The sequence below is a fragment of the Marinobacter sp. NP-4(2019) genome, assembly GCF_003994855.1.
In the GTDB taxonomy this organism is placed as follows: Bacteria; Pseudomonadota; Gammaproteobacteria; order Pseudomonadales; family Oleiphilaceae; genus Marinobacter.
In genome coordinates, this window is record NZ_CP034142.1 from 3,382,584 (window position 1) to 3,403,762 (window position 21,179).

Below are 21,179 nucleotides of genomic sequence, written 5' to 3' on the forward strand. Positions count from 1 at the left end.
CTTCCAAACCGCCCCGGGGTCAATAGCGCTAGAGACACCCGAGGCAGCCAGGCAAATGCTCAAACTCCGTAGGCCGCACCAGGCGTTCAACTGCAACCTCCTGACCCTGATGGTGATGGCGTGGCTACTTGGCGGCTGTGCCGGCCAACCAGCCACACCACCGGTGATGCCCCTGACCAGCGAAGCCTGCACCATAGCCTGGCAGGATGTTGAGCGGCAACTGCAACAGGTCGGCATTGAGGATGCCCAGGGAAATCCGGTTCCCGGCTACCCTTACCTGCGAGTTGATCGGACGCTGGCCGATTTTGACCTGCCTGCCCTCACGCCCCCGGAACGCCATGACTGGTTACACCATGCACTATACAACGGGGAGCGGGCGTTGCGTGTCCGACTCGCCCGGCTAAAAAAACGTCATATGTTTGACCCCGGCTGGTTGATGCACTGCGCCAGACAACAGCTGGCTGCGCTGGCGACCGATTCGCGCCAGTGGGCGGACCTTGTATCCAACGTGCAGGTGCCGGATGCCTATCTGGACTGGCGCCGCACCATTGGCGCCTATCCCCTGATGCGGCCCATACTGGCTCATCAGGTCCGCGGACTCCAGGCGTCACAGGTGAAACAGTTTGGCGCTCAGGCTGACAACTCCGGTGCCCGTCAGTTCGCACCAGAGTTACCGGCACCGGATCCTGCACAAGTAGCGCCCATTTTACGCCATGAGCAGTCCCGGGACCGTCTTGGGTTGCCGGTGTTTCCACAGGAAGATGCCGAAAAACTGCTGGCCTATCACGCTCCTCACCTGATCATGGCAAGCGACAAATCCTATGACCGGCCGGGAACCCCCCGGTGGCAAGACAGCCAGTGGGTGGTAGAACCACCCGCCCGAGCGTATACGCTGGTCACTCAGGTTCGCTGGCAGAACCAATGGCTGCCGCAGTTGGTCTATGTGTTCTGGTTCGATGAACGTCCCAAGCCCCACCCCCTGGATATTTACGGCGGTCGGCTGGATGGACTGATGTGGCGCATCACCCTGGACGAAAATGGTGAGGTCCTGATGTATGACAGCGTCCACCCTTGTGGCTGCTATCACCAATGGTATCCGCTGTCGGACCGCCTCCGGCTCAAACCCGGCGCAGTGGGGGACGAGATCATGACAGTATTGCCTCTTGAACCGCCGGCCAGCCACAGGGATATGTCCCGCCCCGTGGTGCAACTGGCCAGTGGTACTCACTACGTCACCAATGTGAAGTTTGGAACTCCTCCGGATCTGACAAAAGAGACAACACCTTACCAACTTATCCACTATGACCGGCTCAGGGCGATACCGGACAATACCGGCAGATACCGCAGCCTGTTCCTGCCCAACGGCCTGGTGGCCGGCACACAACGCCTGGAGCGATTCCTGCTCTGGAACACCGGCGTAGTCTCACCCGGGGCCATGCGCCAATGGGGCCACCACGCCACCGCGTTTATCGGCAAGCGCCATTTCGACGATCCGGACTTGCTCGAACGCTACTTCGAGCCAGTCAGGGAATAAGTTGCCCACAGAATCTGTGGATAACTGTGTTAGCAACGTAAGGAAAGGTACTCCCAAGGGCCATAAAACGGGCGTTTCAGGAATATGACCGTTAATTGACCGCCTGCCGCTGCCGGGCTACCTAACCACGCTCCGGAGCCCCCTGAGCTTTTCGGTAGAGCCACGCCAATCCCAACAGTGCAAGTCCCAATCCCATAAAGGCGGCCACCCGCCACAGGCCTTGCAGACCGGCCATATCAATCAGGAAGATCTTGCCTATAACCAGCCCCAACAAGGCCATACCGGCTTTGTACAACACCGTATTACTGCGTCCGGTGGCATAGATGATTGCGGCAATGGCGTACAGCATGCCCACAACGGAGTAACTGTAAAGTTCACCCTCGCTGATCCCGAACGACAGCCCCATTTCGCTGCCCTGCCAGAGCTGTCTAATCTCCAGCACTGTGAACAACAAAAAACTCGCAGCCGCCACGCACAGTGACCAGAATCTCGGAGCCAGCGACGGGAACCGACTGGCAATCAGTGCCAGCAGCACCGGTCCGCCGTAGGCAGGCAACAGGATATTGAAGATCGCCGTATCGCCAATGGCACTGCCACCCCACCAGGGGTTGTGCACCGTCACCAGCGTGAGATAACTCAGGCAGGAAAGACCGAGCAGAATCCATGCAAACAGCCGGTAGAGCCAGACCAGGGATTCACTGGCCTTGGCGCGAACCGTATAGGTAACGCTGAGTCCACCCCAGAGCAGTGTGTTGATCGTTGCCTCGGTGAAGCTGTACTCATGGGCGAAGATGTTGCCATCGTAGAGCCAGTAGCGCATCTCCGACCCCAGGAATAACACCAGAAGGTGCAGCGTCGCCCCTTCCAGCCAGGGGCGGATGCTGTGATTCCGGTTTGCGATCCAGGTGGCCACCGCCGCACACAGGGTCGCGCCACCGTAGGTCCACAGTGACCAGTGCACACTGGCATCGTAGCTTTGCAACCATGGATTGAAGGTCAGCCGCGCCACCACCAGCGCCAGCGCGATTTTAAGCAGAAGATACAGTTCCGGCATCTCATAGCGGCGCGCCAGCCAGGTAAGACTGATGAACTGAACGGACAACGCCAGCGTGAGTGAGGCTTCGCGGAACACCATTACCGCCGCCAGCGAGTAACTGACATGCGCGGCCAGGATGGCCCAGACCACCCCCATACGATAGCGCTCACGGCCTTCCATCAGCCAGGCCAGGGCACCGTACAAACCGCCAAGCAACAATGTGCCAACCGCCCACATGGAGGACGTACCGTAGCCGTGCAGCAACAACCAGCCCAGGGTCAGCCACACCACCGGTGAGAGCAGCGTGAGCGATGCCCAGCGACGGCGATCCGGGTCACGCACCCAGTGCCACAGACCGAGCCCAAGGGTCAGGATCGCGGCGGCAATCAGGTAGGAGAGGAAACCGCCCTGATGCGCCACCGGCATCTGCTCCAGATACACACGATCTGCCACGTCACGAACCAGATAAGCCAGCCAACCGGCGGCACTGGCCGCCACCGCCGCCCAGGGCAGGTACCAGAATACCCCACGGCTTTGTGGCACCAGTGCGGCTACCGGCAGGATAAGCAACCAACTCCAGAACAACGGACTGTCAGCGGGCTGGTCAGCGATCGACAAGCCCCAGAGGGCCGACAGCGCGAGCAGCGTTTCCCGCAGGCGTGGCGCTCCTGCCTGCCGGTTACCCTGCAGATTCGCGAAGGCCACAAACAGTCCCGCAATATACCAGGCCGTCGCAGCCCCAACCGGGGCCGAGGACAGGGTAACCAGCCACCACAACAGCGCGCCGGCCAGGGTGGCAAACCACAGCCAGTCACGAAAAACATAGCGCATTAACAACAACGAACTGAGGGTAATCAGGAAGCTGTACGACAGCACAAAGGCCACACTGCCGTCCTCCCCCCCGATCAGCAGGGGCACCAGATAGGCGCCACTCAGCCCCATGATGGCCAGCAACGGGCCATGAACCAGAGCCAGCACCATGGTGCCCAGCGAGACCGCCGCAAGCCCCACCAGGCCGGTCAGCGGGCTGATCAGCTCATAATGGTGAACACCGGCAAGTAACGCCGCATACAGGGTAATGCTTCCACCGCCCGCCAACGCGGCAAATACCTGCTCCGCCCCTCGATTGCGACGACGAAGGAACTCTGCGCCAGCATGCAGGGCAAGCCCCGTGAACAGAGCGAGCAACAGTTGCTGGACCGGTCCGATATGCCCGGCACTGATGGAATGGCTGACCATGAAAATGCCGGCCAGGCACACGCTCAGGCCACCAAGCCAGACCATCCAGTTTTCTTTCAGGGCGGCGGTAAGGCGGGAAACACGGTCCGGCTCCGATCGTTTACTGTGCACCACCGGCGGCGCCTGCTCGATCCAATCAGTTGATCTGGAGTCGGCTGCTCCGACGTCTTGCGGTACTGGCGCCTGTTCAACAGGGGCAGGCTCTACAGGTTCTTCATGTTGCGACGCTGGCACATCCCCCTCTGGCGTCATCTGACGTCTCAGGTGGCCAACCTCCTCCCGCAACTCCGATATCTCCCGCGCCAGCGATTCGATGCGGGCGGATTGCGCACTACGTTGCCGAAAGGCGAGAAGTCCAAGGACGGAACCGACGGGAACAAATAAAACAATGCCGGCAACCAGAACGATGAGTAATGCTTCCAAGTCCTTCTCCCTGTCTCTCCACCATCAACAATCCTCAAGCCGCTACTATCTCAGTCGTTTGTCCCTTCGCCTGTCGCTGGCTTTCTTCAAGCCGGTTCTCATCGAGGCGCCGGAATGCCTTGGGCAACACTCGCCGGGCGACACGATTTACCGGTCGTTCCAGCCAGCCTGGCAGGTTCATACCCAAAGGATTCGACTCAGCGATCTCAGGATCCCCAATAATACGCGTTCCCATAATGTAGTCGAACCAGGGGCGGGTGACGCACCAATTGGCATTCTGATTGGAATTCATGTGATGGTCGTAATGCCACGGCAGGTTCTGCTTTGCCCACTCGGGATCCAGGTGCGCCTTACTGTGTTTGGACCAATACTGCCAGGCACTGTAATAAGCACCCAGGGTAAAGAACGGTGCTACGGGCAATACCGTGGTCGATACTACACACAGGCCTATCAGGGCAGTTTTCTCGTTGAACATCTCCTGATCCCGCCACATGGACTCGCGATAGCTCTCATCCTCAAACTGGTTCAGTCGTGCCCGCTTGTGGTGGCGGATGTGGGTGAAAAACGGTGCATTACGATGCTTTGACGGGTACTCATGCAGCCAGACCTTGTGTGCGTACCACTCAAAGGCGTTGGCGCCCAGAATCGCAATTGGAAAACCCAGCATGATCAATCCTCACTCGTTGCTTCGTTGGATCTATCATGCCGCAGGTTGCCCCAGCCTCTTTGATCCTGCGTAGCCGGCGAAGCGTCACCTCGATCAAATGTCGGGATTCTGTTGCTGCTTGCGAGATCGGTAAGCCGTTGGAGTTTCGCCAGTCCAGCGCTTGAACGCCCGGGAGAAGGCAGCGGGTTCGGAAAACCCGGTCAGGTAAATAATCTGGTCAATCGGTTCTTGTGTTCGAGCCAACAACCGCCGGGCAAGCTTCTCCCGGAAGCCCGCCAGCACCTCCTTGTAACTGGTGCCCGCTTTACTGAGCTCCGAACGCAGGCTCCTGGGGGACATGCCCATCTGCATCGCGAGTGTGTCCAGGGACACGGTGCCCTGCTCCAGCAAGCTGCCGAGCTCGTTCTCAATCCGGTAGAAGAAATCCCTGCGGCAAAGGTCCGCCATTTTGGCGTTCGCCAGATCCTCATGGATCGCCAGCAATTCCGGTTCGGCCGTCAGGGAACTCCTGGACAGCACGTCGGGCTCAAAGCGAATCACGCCTTCTGGCATGCCGAGCCGCACCGGACACTGGTAAACCCGCTCGTAGGTTTCCGCCGCAGCGCCATCCTGATGGGTGAACCAGATTTCCCGGGGCTGAAAATGCCCCTCGGACACATGCCGCAGGAAGCGAAGAATCACGCTGGTGGCGCACTCCAGATAGTGACGCACCGGGTGTTCCAGGCCGGCGAGTACGGCCACATCTTCTTCCACCCGCAGGCTGAACTGCAAGGCATCTGTCAGCAAACGGTGATAGCGAATGCAACGTTCAAGTCCATCGCCAAAGGTAGGGCTACTCAGAAACAGGTATTCAATCACCTGGCCTCGGAATGGCGGCATCAGGTCGCCAATACGCAAACCGATGTCCGGGTCACCACTGACCTTCTCCGCGGCGGACCAGAACTGATGCTGGGGCGAGTTCTTCCGTCGCAACTGCTGGTCAGGTGGCTCGTCGGGCATGCCAACGCTGGCGAAAATAGCGGCACAATCCAGCCCGGCCCGGCTCATCGCCTGGTAGGTCATCAGGAGAAAAATGCCGTTATCGCTTTTCTCAGCCATCAGAAACTCGACAATTCATCCTGCAGGTCACGCTTCAGTTCTTCCGGCTCCGTTATCCACAGGGTTTTATCCCGGCCGGGAAACACCCCGATATCCAGGCCATCCTTTGTTAAACCCGGCACCCATTTCCTGAAGAAATCCGGCAGGGAAATGCTTTTCGGAGTGAGATCACTGGAATCTTTACCATACTCTGCCGCGAAGGCCTTGCTGGGCCAGACCGGCAGGTGCTCCACTTCGCCATCGTCAGACACAATTTTCAGAAAGCGATTCTCTGCATTCACCAGAATCCAGATCTCACGCTCTTCAAGCACCTGGCTCAGGAAGTAGTCGTAGCGTTCTTCGCCGTCTGATTCGAGAACTCTCTTTAGCTCGTCATTGTTCATAGGGTCACTCAACTTTTTCCGTTCCGCATCTTGATAATCCGGAACAGCGCATTCGGTGAAATCCGCTTGATCCAGAGTGCAGCCATTTCTTTGCCCTTGCCGACCGGGATTTCCCGCTTCTTCGCTGTGAGCCCCTTGAAAATCACATCGGCGCATTTGTTTACATCCATGCCACCGGCGATATCGTCATCCTCCTGACCGAAGGCCCTGCCGTCACCGGCCAGGGCATTGCGGGAGATATCCGTCCGGATAAAGCCCGGGGTGATCGTTGAAACGTGAATACCCTGATCTTCCACTTCCGCGCGCAAGGCGTCAAAGAAGCCCATGACGGCGTGCTTGGCGGCGCAATACCCCGTGCGCTGAGGCACGCCCACCTTGCCTGCCACACTGGCGGTCACTGCAAGGTGGCCACTACCACGCTCCAGCATGTGCGGCAGTACCGCTTTGGTAAGCGCAATCTGTCCCATCACGTCCACATCCATCAATGTCTGATAGACCGACATATCGGTATCCTTGCACAACGAACGCTGGGACACGCCGGCATTATTGACCAGAAGGTCAATGCCCCCAAAGGTATCGAGCACGCGTCGCACCGTACCCGGCAATCCTTCCCAGTCCGTCACATCCAGCGGTAACACCAGGACCTGGTCTTGCTCAAGACCCGCCTCCCGGCATCGCGCGGCCACCCGCTCCAGTTCACTTTCCCGCCGGGCAGAGAGCACCAGGCGGGCACCGTCCCGGGCGAAGCGGACGGCCAACGCCTCGCCAATGCCCGAGGATGCTCCGGTAATCCAGATGGTTTGAGTCGGCATACACATTCCTCTTTTATTGTTATTGCTGAGGGTCGATGAGTCCGGAACGCGGCACCAGACAATTCATCATGGTGATCGACACATCCCGAAACACCGAATCAGAGGCGATAACACCCGGGAACGCGTCGTAGATCTTGCGCCGACATGTAGACGTTCGGGATTCACCACGCTCAACGCATTCAGAATAGGTCGCGCGCCCCTCTCCCCCACCAGAGGCCTCTTCACAAAGCACGGGGATTTGGGTGACCACCCAGTCAACCACTTCGCTACGCTCTGCCGGGTTGGCGGCCAGATTCTTGAACCGGGCAGAATTAACGGGATCCGGCTGGTCGCGGAATTGTTCCCATACGACGAAAATCAGCGCTGCTGAAACCAGTATGACGGTCGCTTTGGGGAACTTCATAGACGGGTTTCCAGTTTGATGACGTGAGTCCCGGATCATAAAGGTCTTCTACCCCCGAGCCAAGCCAGCAGTCCCGGGACTCACTCATTCCCTGTCAGGGGCGTTGAGTACCTGCCTCCACCGGTTGACGGCTGAAGATGCCCACGATGGGGGTGCCATGGGCGCGCAGTATGGGTTCGATATCCCGGTGCAGGGCGTGATACCGGTAAAACGGCACGCGCGGGAACAGATGATGGATGGAATGCAGGTTCTGGCCGAGCCAGAACCACTCCAGCGGCTTCATCCACGTCGGCATGATCAGACTGTTCGTGTTGCGGTAGCGTTTTGGGTCCTGATAGGGAATGTGTGGGCGATAGGCAAACCAGTAAGCGGTGAAGAAACCGCCCAGCAGGTAGCCCAACAGGATAACGCTGAGAGTCCCGGGCTGATCGACCGCCACCACAAACGCCACTCGCCACCCCACAGACACCAGCACCTCCAGGCAATAGATGGCGCGATCCTTCAATGACGCCGTCCCCCAGTGCTGCTTGACGAAAAAACTGTTCTGAACCCAGAGGAATTTGATCACCGTGACCACAGCGGGAATCACCCCCTTGCCCATCCCGCTGACGATATAATCCGGGTCCTTGTCCGGCTGATTGGTGTAACGGTGATGAGTAAAGTGTTCCACCCGGTGTGATGCGTAGGGTATCGCGATCATGGGCGCCACCAGGTAACCGCAGAGGTCGTTCAGCCACTTCAACGACTCCTGCCCGCCATGGATATTACCATGTACAGCTTCATGCAACGGCGTATAGGACATGTAGGTCAGGGCCCCGAGGACTGGCAAAGCCACCCAGGCTGGTATCACCCCACGAGCGAACAGCGCCAGGTTCAGCACAAATCCGACAACCACGGCGGCTACCAGAACGACGGTGGGCCAGGACACATGCCCCATATAGCGTTTGGCGGATGCAATCGCCTGTTTATTGAGTACAGCAAGATCCTGTGACATTGACAATCTCCGGATTGAACGTGGGTACGAATGCCAGTCTATTCAGCGCCAGGACCGCCAGACAGGACCGCAGTGGCCATTCGGCAGGCATTTATGGCCAGGGCGCGGGATGACTGTCCAAGATGACGGTGCCGGAGTAGACTTCCCACCATGCCGAACGTTGAAAACACATTGCATCCGGTTGCGATCAGTCAGGTCATGATCAACTTTGCCGCCAGCCAGGGGGTGGATCGGGATACCTGCCTGTTAGGCACCGGTATTAGCGACCGGGACTTGCTGGATGGGGAGGCGCTGATTAGCCGCGATCAGGAAATGCGGCTGATCGAAAACCTGATCCTCGCCCTGCCTGACACCCCGGCGCTAGGCTTCCAGCTTGGCCTCCAATACAGCCTTGCCACCTTCGGGATCTGGGGTTTTGCCCTGCGCACCAGCCGGACCCTGCGGGAGGCGATCGCCAGGGCCATGCGATACCTTCCGCTAAGTACTGCCTATTGCACAATATCCAGAATCGATGAAGCCAACTGCTTCGGCGTCGCAATGGATGCGCAACCGATTCCCCATCATCTGCGCCAGTTTCTTCTGGAGCGGGACCTGGCCACGGGGTTCAATCTCCTGAAGGAACTCAGCCTGGCCAGTATCGATATCGTTGCTCTGGAATTTCAGGGGGCACCTCCCGAGCATGCTCAGCGCATCGGGCAGTTGTGTGGCATCACGCCGACATACCACTGTGCAAGAAACGCCATTGTGGTCCACAGCGACGCCGCCGATCAGCCACTGTCCACTTACGACGCGCACCTTGTCCGCATGCTGGATGACCAGTGTCGGCGGCGTCTGGAGCGTTTACAGACCAGCGGCCTGGCGGGTCAGGTGCGTCAAAAGCTGCATGGTCCGCTGGGTCTGGTCGCCTCACTGGACGAAATAGCCCAGGCACTGGCCCTGTCACCACGCAGCCTGCGCCGTAAGCTGGACCAGGAAGGCACCAGTTTCCGAACCCTGGTGGAAGAAGAGCGCCGGCAAATTGCCCTGCAGTTTCTCGATGGCAGCGACATGAAACTGGAGGAACTTGCCATCCATCTCGGATACACCGATACCGCCAGTTTTACCCGTGCGTTCCGGCGCTGGATGGGCTGCTCTCCGGGAGAGTATCGCCAGAACCAACGCCTTGATAGACTCTGAAACCTCTGGAAAGACTCATACACATCCATCGATCAGGCCATGACACAACCTTATTTTCTCGGCTGTCCGCAGTGGCAACACCCTGCCTGGAACTCACAACTGCCACCCGGTCAGAGCCCGCTTGAGCGCTACAGCAAGGTGTTCAGCTGTGTCGAGGGCAACACTACCTTCTACGCCACCCCCACCCAGGAGCAGTGCCGACAGTGGCGATCTCAGGTTCCAGATAACTTTCGCTTCCTGTTCAAGTTTCCACGCCGGATCACCCACGATCGTCTACTCGCAGGGCCTGGTTCTGAAATACGGGACTTTCTGGACATCCTGGCCCCGCTGAACGATGTACTTGGCCCCCTACTCGTTCAGCTTCCCGCGGCATTTGGCCCCGAACACCTGAATAATCTCTGGCGGTTTGTCGATGCCTTACCAGCTCCCCTGACCAGCACAATCGAGGTCCGTCACAATGCGTTCTTCAGCAAAGGCGAAGCAGAAAAAGCCTTGAACCGCGGCCTGCGCGAGCGAAATCTGGCACGAGTATGCTTTGACAGCCGGGCACTGTTTGCAGCGCCCCCGGATAGTGAATCAATCCGTGACGCCCAGCGCAAAAAGCCACGAGTCCCGGTGCATCTGCTTCCTTCCGAAGCGCCCCCGGTGATCCGCTACATTGGCCATCCCGACCTTCAGACCAACCGCCGTTTTCTGGCTCCGTGGGTCGAACGCGTTGGTGACTGGATAGAAGAAGGGAAGCGGCCATTTGTTTTTATGCACATGCCGGACAATGGCAATGCCCTGCCCTTGGCGGCGCTCTGGAATGAGCTATTGAGTGAACGGACACCAGAAGTGAACGCCCTGCACCTGAACGATGAACTGCCCCAGATGGGGCTGTTCTAGACAGGGTTGATATCGCAGCCACTTAAGCGGGAAATTGTAGAGTTTCCCCGTCCATCGGGATCCGCAACCGATCCCCCAGACCTTTTTGTTCCCGCAGTCCCCTGAGCTCCTCCCGGGTGACCGGACAGTGATCCAAAGCTTCCAGATGGTTGGCCACCACTACACCGCTGGTCAGACGAGTGACTTTTTCCAGGTCTTCCACACCCATGATGATTTCCTCACCAAGATCGAACCGGGCTCCGCCGGCGGGCACTACCGAGACGTCAGGCTGACTGCTGACCAGGCACCGCCGAACGTCGTCACTAAGCACCGTATCCCCCGCAATATAGACTGAGGGCTCCTCTGGAAACTCTATATGGTAACCGTAGCCATGCGCCATGAAGCGGCCCACGAATCCGATTCCATGAATGCAGGGAATCGGAGTGATCAATCCATCAAGGAAAGGCTGCGTTTTACCGGCTTCCAGTTCTGTCACCATTAGCCCCTTTTTCCGCAGAAACCCGGCATCGCCCTGCATGCAGAATACCGGTACCTTGCCACTGCGAAGCCATTTGGCGCCGGCACGATCCAGATGATCAAAATGGCCCTTCTGACAGTGGGTGATCAGACAATGGGTAACAGTTTCCAGCAACGCATCAGTGTTCTCCGGCAACTTAACCAGCGGGTTACGTCTGCGATGTCGTGTTGCGTATTTCAGCGGCGGGATAGCGCCCATCGGGGCCAGCATCGGGTCCACCAGAATCCGGTATTCCCCAAGAGCGATGATGATCGTGGCGTTTCTCAACTGAGTAATCTGCATGACAACCTCCGAGATGAAAGACTCCATTGTGATTCCATCAAGGCGGTTGCTACTATGGCACTTAAAGACATTAATATTGCACAAGTTGCCACATGCGAATTGGACTTCTTCTTTACCCTGACTGCCTGCCGGCTGGCCTTTTCGGATTTTCTGATCTGCTGTTGGCAGCCAGCCTGCGCAATGGCCGGAAAACCTTCGAGTTCGACTGGGTCAGTGAACAGGGAGGCACCATTCGGACCGCCAATGGCATATCTCTTGAAACGAAACCGCTTGGTGAGCAGCCACTCGACGCTCTGGTGATTCCCGGAGCCTGGCGCGATACCGACACTGTCCTCACCCCCCAAGACGCCAAGATTGTCGCCGCCATCAGGTGCCTGCCGACAACGACCCGCCTGTGGAGCTACTGCACAGGTGTCTGCCTGGCCGCCCAGACCCACAGGCTGGACGGATTACCAGCTACCACCACCTGGTGGCTCCGCGACCGCGCCGGCAGCAATTTCCCCGACATTCACTGGAAGCCCGGTCAAACCCTGGTATACACGGACACCCACGCAACGGCATCTGGCGTGCACGGCTATCTGCCCCTGGCACTTGCGGTACTAGAGGAATACCTGGGCACCACCATGGTGGAAGAGGTGCGAAGGTATATGGTGCTACCTCGCCCTGCCACCAGCCATACACCCTTTCAGGAACTGCCACTTTTGATCCAGCGCGGGGGTTGGTTAAGGAAGGTGATCCAGTGGATTGAACACACACCTGCCAGCCGGCAGAAGATTGCCGCACTGGCAAATGCCATGAAAACCTCCCCACGCACGTTACAGCGTCGAGTGCTACGGGAAAGCGGGTATCGCTGTGGTGAATTGATGAGACTGGTCAAGCTTAACCAGGTCGGTGACCGGCTGATCAGCTCGGAACAACCGCTCAGCGTAATCGCCAACACCCTGGGTTTCGCTGACGACGCCAGCCTGAGGCGTAGCTTTAGGCAGGTTTCCGGCATGACACCACGGGAATACCGTCAGCAATTTGGGCAAACAGGATGGTAAGTAGCGCCCAGGCTACTCGTACGTTTTATGCAGCTCATTGTCCTGCTCCGCCAGAACAGAAGCCATACTGATGATTGCCCTGGCCATACCGCGAACAAGGTTTAACAGAATAACGCCAAAGGCGTCCGGTTCCTGCCGCTGCAGCTCAAGGAACTGGCCACAACTGATCTCAAGGACCACTGAGTCGACTTCAGCTTCTGTACTGGCAGGCCGGTCCTGGAGAGCGATCATCGGCACAAACCCCATATCGTCGCCCGGCTCATGGCAACGTGCGAGCGTCCAACCACCGTCGTGCCGCGGCATATAAGTATTAACTTTACCGCTGAGGATAATATAGAAAGCGTCACTGCGCTCGCCAACGGTGTATAGCACGTCCCCCGCGTTAAGCGTGATCACCCGCCCATTTTGCAGTAGGCGCTGTATCACCTCGTCCGGAAGAGCGCCAAAAGTAGAAAGTTCGCGAAAGTAATCGGCAGCCTGCGCCTGCCAGAATTCCTGAGCATTAATCTCACGCATACATCTGTTACTTCGTGGTTCCTGCTGTATTGAGTATAGACCCGGCCCGCACTGGTCTCCACCAACCACAATACGCTCTGCTCCAGCAATATTAACCTGTAACAAATCCCGCCCCTCGTTGTCCTACTCAATAGATTCAACACGGAGGACGAGTATGATCAAGATTCTGATTCTCATGACTATAAGCCTGTTCTCAGCAAGCCATGCGCTGGCGGATGAAGATCCGGTTTACACGGGCCTGCTGAGCAATACCGGCGCCGGCGGTTACGACACCGTTAGCTACTTCAAAACAGGGGAGCCAACCAAAGGCTCCACGGAATACACCACGGAATACATGGGCGCCACCTGGCGTTTCTCAACTGCGGAAAACCTGGCTCTTTTCGAGGCAACCCCCGAACGCTACGCTCCGGCTTATGGCGGCTATTGTGCCTGGGCGGTCAGTCAGGGGTATCTGGCAAAAGGCGACCCACAACACTGGGCCATCAGGGACGGGCGCCTGTTCCTTAACTACGACGAATCCGTGCAGAACCGCTGGCTGAAAGACACCGAAGCCTTTATCCGTCAGGCGGATAAGAACTGGCCACAGGTGCTGGAGTAAATACCAACTGGATCACGGGGCGGGCACTCCGTTCAGCCGAAGTAGTCCTGCATCCAGTCAAACAGCGTATCTACATCCACATCGGATAATGGCATCTGTTTAAAATCGTTACCCACTTCATCATCCATGGTCACGAACTGGTAGAGCACCATGCCCGGATGCCCATCATGCAGAATGAGCGTGATGCGGCGGCGGGTACGCAGACAATCAATGGTCATCACGTCGGCGGGAATACCGGAATCGCGCATGCCGCGGCGCACTTCCACCACCGGGTTAATGTGCTGATGGGCCGCCTGGATTCGGGCATGGGCGTCACTGGCCATGTCGGACAGGGTTTTCAGGGGATCTTCTGACATTGGCCGTGAGTCTCCTTTAGATGACAGGCTTGCAACAGGAAACGGATATTCTGCTAGAAGCGAGCCCTGCCCCGCAACAGCACCTGCATGTCATCGATGCTGTCATCGCCATCCAGCGGGAACGCAAAATCCAGGTGCAACATCCGCTGGACCTCAATACGGCTTGATGCCAGTCTCAGTCCGAAACCTACATCCTTCAGCACACCGTCATCCGGGCCATTGTTCCGGCCGTCATTGAACCAGGCTCTCCCAACGTCCGTGAACAGCACGCCGCCGAGTCGGAACAGCTTAAAGGGGTGCCAGTCGGGGAAATAGCGGCGTTCCAGTTTCCAAAGTGCCCACCGGTTGCCCTGCTGGTACTCGCTTGGATACCCCCGCAAGCCATTGTCACCGCCAATCAGTAGCTGCTGATCCAGGGTCAGGTTGTGGGCCGCCGTGAAGGACAGGCTGGTATACCAGCTATTCCAACGCACCGAACCACCATGGAAATACTCCACGCTAAGCGTTCCCAACAGATTCTCGACACGGTTCTCATCGAACCGCCAGGTTCCACTCTGGCTGAACCTGTAGCTGGCGTAATTATTCTCAGTGGCCAGAAGAGCGTCCGTAAAGTCCATATTCAACACAGCGCGGTCCTCGGTAGCGCCAAGTCCGGGGGAGGAAAAACCCAGTTCCGTTCGCCATACAAACCCATCCCGTACGTCTTCCACCCGCTGCAGTTGGGTCAGGTTTGTCATCTCCCGGAACCGGTTCTCACGGTAATCAAAGCCAATCCAGGGGTAACTCAGGGTTCGATCTGCCGGTAACACGTCCAGGGAAGGTTCGTCAGACAGGCGCTCAAAATCCATGGCATCGTAGCGGTAGCCAGCCAACAACCGCAGTTGGCGATCATTGCGCTCCGCCAGCCGCCACCCTACGTCGACGCTGGCGAATTCACGGCTGCGGCGGTAATCGGCGATAGCCTCCGCACCGACAAAGCGGGACTCCTCGCGCACATCGTCCACGCCGCTCAGCCCAAAACGCCAGTCCGCCTGCTCGCTGTAAAACGGGCGCTCCAGATAGGCGCTGCGTCCCTGGCCGTCACTACGCCTATCGACGGAGAAGCCACTTTGCCAATGGGTACCAAGGACATTCGGATCATCATAATACACGCTGGTTTCGGTGCGGTCGGGATCTCTCGAGTAGGACACGCCCACACTCTTGCCCGACCCCAGAAAATTCGGGTCCGACAGCCCGGTATTGGTGGTGTTCTCACCACCTGTCCTGGAAGCACCAACGGTGGGCAGCAACGTCCAGGTATCCCGGGCCAGAACGCTCACCTCTACCTCGCCTCCACAGACATGGGTTACGCCGACCCAGGCTGCGGTCAGATATTCGCGCTGACGGAGGATACGTTCAGACTCGGAGATCAGTCCCGGCTTGTACTCATCCCCTTCTTCGAACACCAACTGGGCACGCAGAGCCGATTCCCAAGTGGGGATATTGAGTGTGTTCAGCGTCCGGTACAGAAAGTTGTCCTGCTCCGGGTCGCTGATATCAAAGATAGGCCGGCGAATGATGCGAATCCTGCCAATACGGGCCCCCTCCGGAATCACCAGATCACTCTGGCGCGCCAGCTGGTCCCGAGGCTTATCGAGGTCAATCGCCTCCGGCTGAACCTCACTCGCGACACAGTCTTCGGTGTGCGGCTGTGACCAGACATTCGCGCTGAAAAGGGCTGCCTCAGATAGCAGTAGGAAGGACAGCAACGTTCGATATGTTTTAAGCATCATCCAAATATAGCGCCTGCTTGATCATACGTCAGTGAAGAGAAATGAGAACAGATTCGGAAATCAAAGTCTTGGCGTATCGGTCCCGCTTTTTATCAAGTTTTACTATCAGAGCCATCACTCTTTTTATTCCATATAAATCTATGCTTAGAACTGTTTTTGATTTAGTATTTCCCAAAGTGACTAATACTCCAGTTGGAGGAACGACTATGCAGCAACCAGTAGTCAAACATTTCTTTGATGAACCGACTAACACCTTCAGTTACGTCGTAAAAGATCCCGAAAGCAATGCCTGCGCAATCGTCGATTCGGTTCTGGATTTCGATTATGCGGCCGGACGGACGGATGTTCGTTCGGCGAATGAGATCATCCGTTACATTGAAGACGGCGGTTTGACAGTTGAATGGATACTTGAAACCCACGTGCATGCTGACCATCTGTCCGCAGCGCCTTACCTGCATGAGAGGCTGGGCGGCAAGACCGGCATTGGTAAAAGGATCGTGGACGTGCAGGAGATCTTTGGCAAAGTCTTCAACGCCGGTACCGACTTTGCCCGTGATGGCAGCCAGTTCGATCAGCTGTTTGAGGAAGGTGATACGTTTCGGATCGGTAATCTGGAAGGACACATCCTGCACACACCCGGACACACCCCGGCCTGCCTGACTTACGTCATTGGTGATGCAGCCTTTGTGGGTGACACCCTGTTTGCCCCGGACGCTGGTACCGCTCGCTGTGACTTTCCCGGCGGTGATGCGCATACCCTTTACCGCTCCGCTCAGAAAGTGCTGGCACTGCCTGAAGAGACCCGGATTTTCCTGTGCCACGATTACAAAGCGCCCGGACGGGACGAGTACCAGCACGAGACCACGGTAGCCGAGCAGCGTGCCCACAATATCCATGTTCATGACGGTATGTCCGAAGACGATTTCGTCAAGCTCAGAACCGAGCGCGATGCGACACTCGACATGCCGCGGCTGATCCTGCCTTCGGTACAAGTGAACATGAGGGCCGGTGAGATGCCCCCGGCCGAAGACAACGGGCAGGTGTACCTGAAAGTCCCCATTAACCGCTTCTGACAGGGGAAATGAGAGGTATGACAAGTCGACTACTGCGGTTTCTGCCCATCTTGAACTGGTTGAAGGACTACAGGGGCGAAACATTTATCAGCGATGCCCTGGCGGCAGTTATTGTTACCCTGATGCTGGTCCCCCAGGCCCTGGCCTACGCGTTGCTCGCAGGCTTGCCGCCGGAAGTTGGCCTTTACGCCAGCATGATACCGCTTGTGGCCTACGCAATGTTTGGAACCAGTGCCACACTGGCGGTGGGGCCCGTGGCCGTGGCATCGCTGATGACGGCCTCCGCACTGGGCGGAATTGCAGAAACAGGCACACCGGAATACGTCGGTGCCGCCCTGGTGCTGGCCACGTTGTCGGGCCTGGTACTCTTTGCCATGGGCCTTTTACGCCTGGGTTTTCTCGCCAACTTCCTCAGCCACCCCGTCATCTCCGGGTTTGTCACGGCATCCGGTATCCTTATTGCCGGAAGCCAGCTTGGGCATATTCTGGGCATCCAGGGTGGCGGTCATAACCTGCTGGAGATGATTCACGAGCTCTGGCATCAATTGAGTGAATTTAATCCGGTCACCTTGCAGATTGGTGCTGGCGCCCTGCTGTTTCTCTATATTTGTCGCAGGTTTCTCAAGCGTGGATTGGTCATTGTGGGGCTTTCGGAACGGTTGGCAGACCTTACCACCCGGGCCGCACCGGTGACTGCAGTGGTCGTCACCACTGCAATAGCCTGGTATTTCGACCTCGGTGCTCTAGGCGTCAAGCTGGTGGGTGAGGTCCCCAGCGGCCTTCCCGATATCAGCCTTCCTTCGATGGATCCGGACATCTGGGGCACTCTGCTACCTGCAGCCATCCTGATCAGTCTGGTGGGCTTTGTGGAATCCGTTTCTGTGGCACAAACCCTTGCTGCAAAAAGGCGCCAGAGAATTGAGCCGGATTCCGAATTGATAGCTCTCGGCCTCGCCAACATGGCGTCAGGTGTCAGCGGCGGCTCCCCGGTATCCGGTGGCTTTTCAAGATCTGTAGTCAACTTCGAGGCCGGAGCACAGACGCCCATTGCCGGTATCCTGACAGCCGTAGGCATCGCCGTTGCTACTTTGACCCTGACCGGCCTTCTGGCCTTCCTGCCCAAAGCCACCCTGGCAGCCACAATTATTATCGCCGTCAGCACCCTGATTGACCTGCCAGCGATCCGAAGGACCCTGGCCTACTCGCAAGCAGACGGGGTAGCCATGCTGGCAACGATCATCCTGACACTGGTACACGGCGTTGAAGCAGGCATTATGGCGGGCGTCGCACTCTCGATCGGACTGTACCTCTATCGCACGAGTCGCCCGCACAGCGCCATTGTCGGCCGAATCCCGGGCACCGAGCACTTCCGCAACGTGCAGCGTCATCAGGTGGAGACTGACGAAGAGACCATCATAATCAGGGTTGACGAAAGCTTATACTTCGCCAACGCCCGATACCTTGAAGACACTGTTTTGGCGGTGGTCTCCGAGCATCCGAAGATGAAAAATCTGGTGCTGGCCTGCCAGGCAACCAATGACATTGATGCCTCCGCGCTGGAAAGCCTCGAAGCCATCAACAGCCGACTGGAAGATGCTGGTATTCGCCTGCATCTGACTGAAGTGAAGGGGCCAGTCATGGATCGCCTGAAACGGACTCATTTTTGTGATGAGCTGACCGGACAAGTTTTTCTCAGCACCTATGATGCCTGGACTGCCCTGACGGAGCGACCGGCACAGCCTCTGAAGGCCAGCCAGGCGCCCCCTGGCCAGAATCACCTATCGCCTGTCAGCTCGCCCTGCAGTACCGGCAGCTGCACCAGGCCCTCCAGATTGACGTAGGGCACCAGCGCATCCCGGGACCAGCTTGCGGGGTACTGAGGATGGAATCCGTAGACCAGCAAAGCAAGCTCATCGCCAGGGGCCAGAGCTTCAGCAACTCCCACCAGTTCAATGACCTCCTGATCCTTCAAACCGCGCACCGGCATGACCTGATCGTCGATCAACTGCCAGCGGCTTTCACCCTCAGCGCGTTTGCCGAGCCCGACAAACACAATGGGGTCACAGCCGGCGGAGTATGGATCCAGCTCCACCTCACAGGATGAGCGACCTGCCAGATCTGAAACCGTCAGTCTGGCAGTCGGAATACCACCCAATATCACGCCGCTCTCCCCGGCCTGTCCCAGTAGCAGTGCCGCAGGCGACTGAGTGGCGGTTGCCACGGCCTCATAGCCGGAGGCTACCGGCAGCTCGGTGGTCACGGAGCGTTCGACCACAGATGCCCCCTGAAGCACCCCACCCTCAAGGTCCGGTGCAGGAAACGAATCCATGGGCACCGAGATGGATTGACCATCATCCAGCGACAGACAGACCTCCGAGTCGGTGCCATCAAAGAAGCCGGCCAGCGGTTTACCCTGCAAATGGTGCTGCAGCCAGTTCAACGTTGTGTCAGAAATCGAGATATCGCCACAGGCAAACTTGCCAGCCGCGCCCTGAAACCCCGGTATCTCCAGCAATCCTGCGGTCGGGTCCACGTATTCAGCTGGTTGCGCCTCGTCTGGCGCCTCCACCGGCAGGATGTGACCGGTCTGATGGGTTAGCAGCCGAACATCACCACCAAGGGACTGCAGGCATTCAAAGTTACGCCAGGCCTCATTGAAGTTGAACAGGGTGTCCTTCATGCCCTGAGTCAGCAGCACATCCACCTTCGGATAGGGTGTTGGTTCAACATCGTAGGCCGGCGGATTGATCTGGTAGTTGAGCAAATCAGGGGAGTCAGATACCGATACCGGCTCTCCGGTGCAGCGATAGGCCGGGCTATGATAGTAAAAGAAATCAAGACCGGCCTCGGGGAAGCGATTCAGTGTTGCCCCCTGAGCGAGGATCTCGCGGATGATCGGATCCAGGCCATCGTTACCATTGCTGAGGGAGCCTGCTTCGCCCCCTGCCACCAACACAAGATCCCAGCCGGTCTTGATGACATTACCCGGGTTCAGGCTATAACGCAGGTCATACCAGGTTATATCCGGAACAAGGGCGTCGAGCCGCTGGCGTGGATCCAGACCATGCAACAAGAGCTGGAAACCTCCCCCATAACTGCCACCGATCGCACCAACCACCGGGTTGGGATTCAATGCCTCCGGCAGATCGGGCTCATGGCGGCGCTGCAGATAGTCCAGATTGTCTTCGGCCCAGTCCAGAATCTGTACCAGGTCCTGGCCTTCGAACTCGGGGTCCATCACCCGGACAGTACCGGTACTTTCACCAAAGCCCCTCTGGTCGATGGAGATAACGACAAAACCGGCTTCACGGTAGCTCTCGAAACCGTCGGTATTACGTGACCCGCCAAAACCATGGCCATGCAGCACCAATGGGTGGCCCACTTCGCAGTCGATGCCACCTATAGGCTCAAGTACCTGAAAGGCAATCGTTTCACCACTGGCTGAATCCAGTGTGACCGGATAGCTGCGCCCGCCCTCGGTCGGCGTGTCGTCAGCGCAGGAAACCGGGACCACGGCCGGCATGTCGCATTGCGGGGCAGCGCCTTTCCCCGGGTTGCTGCAGGTCTGTTGATCGGAGTCTCCCGCAACTGCAGAAGATTGCCCGGATTCGCCATCATCGGATCCACCACCAACGCACCCGGCGACGGTCAGGGTCAATAACAATGACATCAGGTGCGGACGGCGCACCCAGCGGTGTAAGGAATAAGACATGATTGGTTGTCCTTGTTTTTGTTGTTCGGGAACTCACCGGGAATAACGACAAAACATCACATTATGTTCCGTTTTTCCTCAAGAAAGGCCCGAAAGGACAATAAGTGAAGTGATCATGAAGTGCGCGGCGCCCGGCTCCCAAAAAACAAGTCAAGGAGCCTGTTATCGTGATTGCCCCGGGAGCAGGCTCCCGGGGTCTTGCTTACGGCTTATCGAACAATCATGTTGGTTGCTGTCGCATGGGCATACAACTTACCTGCTCCATCACGGAGGTAGCCCTCCGAGATCACCAGCGAGCGACCGGCATTGATGACTTTTCCCTCAGCAATCATGTTGGTGTTGAAAGGAATTGGCCGGCACATCTTGATATTCAGGTCCGTTGTCCCGTAGCCCTCCCCTGCTTTCAGCACTGTGTGGGCTGCACAACCGGTTACAGAGTCCAGCACCGTTGCGGCAAAACCACCGTGTACCCCGCCCAACGGATTGGTGTGGCTGGCATCCGCAATGGCAGTAAACACGACGCGACCATGCTCCACTTCGGCAGGCTTCATCGGGATGGTCTTGGCGATGCCGGGTGTCGGAAATAATCCTCTGGCAAATGCCTGCATGATTTCGAGCCCGGTCATTTCTTTTGGATCAATCATCTTTCGATACTCTCTC

Annotated in this window: 20 protein-coding genes; 7 read left to right on the forward strand and 13 right to left on the reverse strand. The window is 57.7% G+C overall.

Going from position 1 to position 21,179, the window contains the following annotated elements; translation table 11 throughout:
* Nucleotides 1-55: 55 nt before the first annotated feature.
* The gene (locus tag EHN06_RS15330) at nt 56-1,534 is read left to right on the forward strand and encodes a hypothetical protein (RefSeq protein ID WP_127333406.1); all 1,479 of its coding nucleotides are present in this window, start codon (nt 56-58) and stop codon (nt 1,532-1,534) included.
* 121 nt (nt 1,535-1,655) lie between these two features.
* Here EHN06_RS15330 and EHN06_RS15335 read toward each other — a convergent pair whose 3' ends face one another.
* The 7 genes from EHN06_RS15335 to EHN06_RS15365 form a co-directional block, all read right to left on the reverse strand.
* A complete protein-coding gene (locus EHN06_RS15335; protein ID WP_127333407.1) occupies nt 1,656-4,232 on the reverse strand; it encodes a DUF2339 domain-containing protein in 2,577 nt (858 codons plus the stop codon).
* A 34-nt stretch (nt 4,233-4,266) separates the two neighbouring features.
* Nucleotides 4,267-4,899, reverse strand: a complete 633-nt coding sequence (locus tag EHN06_RS15340; RefSeq protein ID WP_127333408.1) for a sterol desaturase family protein — start codon at nt 4,897-4,899, stop codon at nt 4,267-4,269.
* Between the two features lie 93 nt (nt 4,900-4,992).
* Complete coding sequence (locus EHN06_RS15345; protein WP_127333409.1) at nt 4,993-5,997, reverse strand: AraC family transcriptional regulator; 1,005 nt, start codon at nt 5,995-5,997, stop codon at nt 4,993-4,995.
* Nucleotides 5,997-6,380: a DUF2750 domain-containing protein gene (locus EHN06_RS15350; protein WP_127333410.1), complete on the reverse strand. Its 384-nt coding sequence runs from the start codon at nt 6,378-6,380 to the stop codon at nt 5,997-5,999. The genes EHN06_RS15345 and EHN06_RS15350 overlap by 1 nt, the downstream gene beginning before the upstream one ends.
* A gap of 8 nt (nt 6,381-6,388) precedes the next feature.
* Entirely contained in the window at nt 6,389-7,192 is an 804-nt protein-coding gene (locus EHN06_RS15355) for an SDR family oxidoreductase (RefSeq protein WP_127333411.1), read from the reverse strand.
* A gap of 19 nt (nt 7,193-7,211) precedes the next feature.
* Nucleotides 7,212-7,595 carry a hypothetical protein gene (locus EHN06_RS15360; RefSeq protein ID WP_127333412.1) on the reverse strand — a complete coding sequence of 128 codons (384 nt, stop codon included), beginning with the start codon at nt 7,593-7,595 and terminating at the stop codon, nt 7,212-7,214.
* Between the two features lie 94 nt (nt 7,596-7,689).
* Nucleotides 7,690-8,589: a fatty acid desaturase family protein gene (locus EHN06_RS15365; protein WP_127333413.1), complete on the reverse strand. Its 900-nt coding sequence runs from the start codon at nt 8,587-8,589 to the stop codon at nt 7,690-7,692.
* 150 nt (nt 8,590-8,739) lie between these two features.
* Here EHN06_RS15365 and EHN06_RS15370 point away from each other — a divergent pair, with 150 nt between their 5' ends.
* Together EHN06_RS15370 and EHN06_RS15375 are read left to right on the forward strand one after the other, a co-directional pair.
* Entirely contained in the window at nt 8,740-9,765 is a 1,026-nt protein-coding gene (locus EHN06_RS15370; protein ID WP_127333414.1) for an AraC family transcriptional regulator, read from the forward strand.
* A 39-nt stretch (nt 9,766-9,804) separates the two neighbouring features.
* Entirely contained in the window at nt 9,805-10,650 is an 846-nt protein-coding gene (locus EHN06_RS15375) for a DUF72 domain-containing protein (protein WP_127333415.1), read from the forward strand.
* Between the two features lie 22 nt (nt 10,651-10,672).
* Here EHN06_RS15375 and EHN06_RS15380 read toward each other — a convergent pair whose 3' ends face one another.
* Nucleotides 10,673-11,449 (reverse strand): MBL fold metallo-hydrolase, encoded by a 777-nt coding sequence (locus tag EHN06_RS15380; RefSeq protein ID WP_127333416.1) that lies wholly within the window; start codon nt 11,447-11,449, stop codon nt 10,673-10,675.
* A 92-nt stretch (nt 11,450-11,541) separates the two neighbouring features.
* Here EHN06_RS15380 and EHN06_RS15385 point away from each other — a divergent pair, with 92 nt between their 5' ends.
* Complete coding sequence (locus EHN06_RS15385) at nt 11,542-12,492, forward strand: GlxA family transcriptional regulator (protein WP_127333417.1); 951 nt, start codon at nt 11,542-11,544, stop codon at nt 12,490-12,492.
* Between the two features lie 12 nt (nt 12,493-12,504).
* On the opposite strand, the gene EHN06_RS15390 is transcribed toward EHN06_RS15385, so the two are convergent.
* Nucleotides 12,505-13,008, reverse strand: a complete 504-nt coding sequence (locus EHN06_RS15390; RefSeq protein ID WP_127333418.1) for a Crp/Fnr family transcriptional regulator — start codon at nt 13,006-13,008, stop codon at nt 12,505-12,507.
* A gap of 154 nt (nt 13,009-13,162) precedes the next feature.
* On the opposite strand from EHN06_RS15390, the gene EHN06_RS15395 reads away from it, so the two are divergent.
* A complete protein-coding gene (locus tag EHN06_RS15395) occupies nt 13,163-13,606 on the forward strand; it encodes a YHS domain-containing (seleno)protein (protein WP_127333419.1) in 444 nt (147 codons plus the stop codon).
* Between the two features lie 32 nt (nt 13,607-13,638).
* Here the strand turns inward: EHN06_RS15395 and EHN06_RS15400 are convergent, their stop codons facing one another.
* Both EHN06_RS15400 and EHN06_RS15405 read right to left on the reverse strand, forming a co-directional pair.
* Nucleotides 13,639-13,962 carry a hypothetical protein gene (locus tag EHN06_RS15400; protein ID WP_127333420.1) on the reverse strand — a complete coding sequence of 108 codons (324 nt, stop codon included), beginning with the start codon at nt 13,960-13,962 and terminating at the stop codon, nt 13,639-13,641.
* Nucleotides 13,963-14,015: 53 nt separating this feature from the next.
* Nucleotides 14,016-15,734 (reverse strand): BamA/TamA family outer membrane protein, encoded by a 1,719-nt coding sequence (locus EHN06_RS15405; protein WP_228257327.1) that lies wholly within the window; start codon nt 15,732-15,734, stop codon nt 14,016-14,018.
* A gap of 206 nt (nt 15,735-15,940) precedes the next feature.
* Between EHN06_RS15405 and EHN06_RS15410 the strand changes: the two genes are divergently transcribed.
* Both EHN06_RS15410 and EHN06_RS15415 read left to right on the forward strand, forming a co-directional pair.
* Nucleotides 15,941-16,807, forward strand: a complete 867-nt coding sequence (locus EHN06_RS15410; protein ID WP_127333421.1) for an MBL fold metallo-hydrolase — start codon at nt 15,941-15,943, stop codon at nt 16,805-16,807.
* Between the two features lie 17 nt (nt 16,808-16,824).
* The gene (locus EHN06_RS15415; protein ID WP_127333422.1) at nt 16,825-18,648 is read left to right on the forward strand and encodes a SulP family inorganic anion transporter; all 1,824 of its coding nucleotides are present in this window, start codon (nt 16,825-16,827) and stop codon (nt 18,646-18,648) included.
* Here the strand turns inward: EHN06_RS15415 and EHN06_RS15420 are convergent.
* A complete protein-coding gene (locus tag EHN06_RS15420; RefSeq protein ID WP_127333423.1) occupies nt 18,582-20,519 on the reverse strand; it encodes an alpha/beta fold hydrolase in 1,938 nt (645 codons plus the stop codon). The two genes, EHN06_RS15415 and EHN06_RS15420, sit on opposite strands and share 67 nt — an antisense overlap.
* Nucleotides 20,520-20,728: 209 nt before the next feature.
* On the reverse strand, nt 20,729-21,163 hold the full coding sequence (locus tag EHN06_RS15425) for a PaaI family thioesterase (protein WP_228257328.1): 435 nt from the start codon (nt 21,161-21,163) through the stop codon (nt 20,729-20,731).
* Nucleotides 21,164-21,179: the final 16 nt, after the last annotated feature.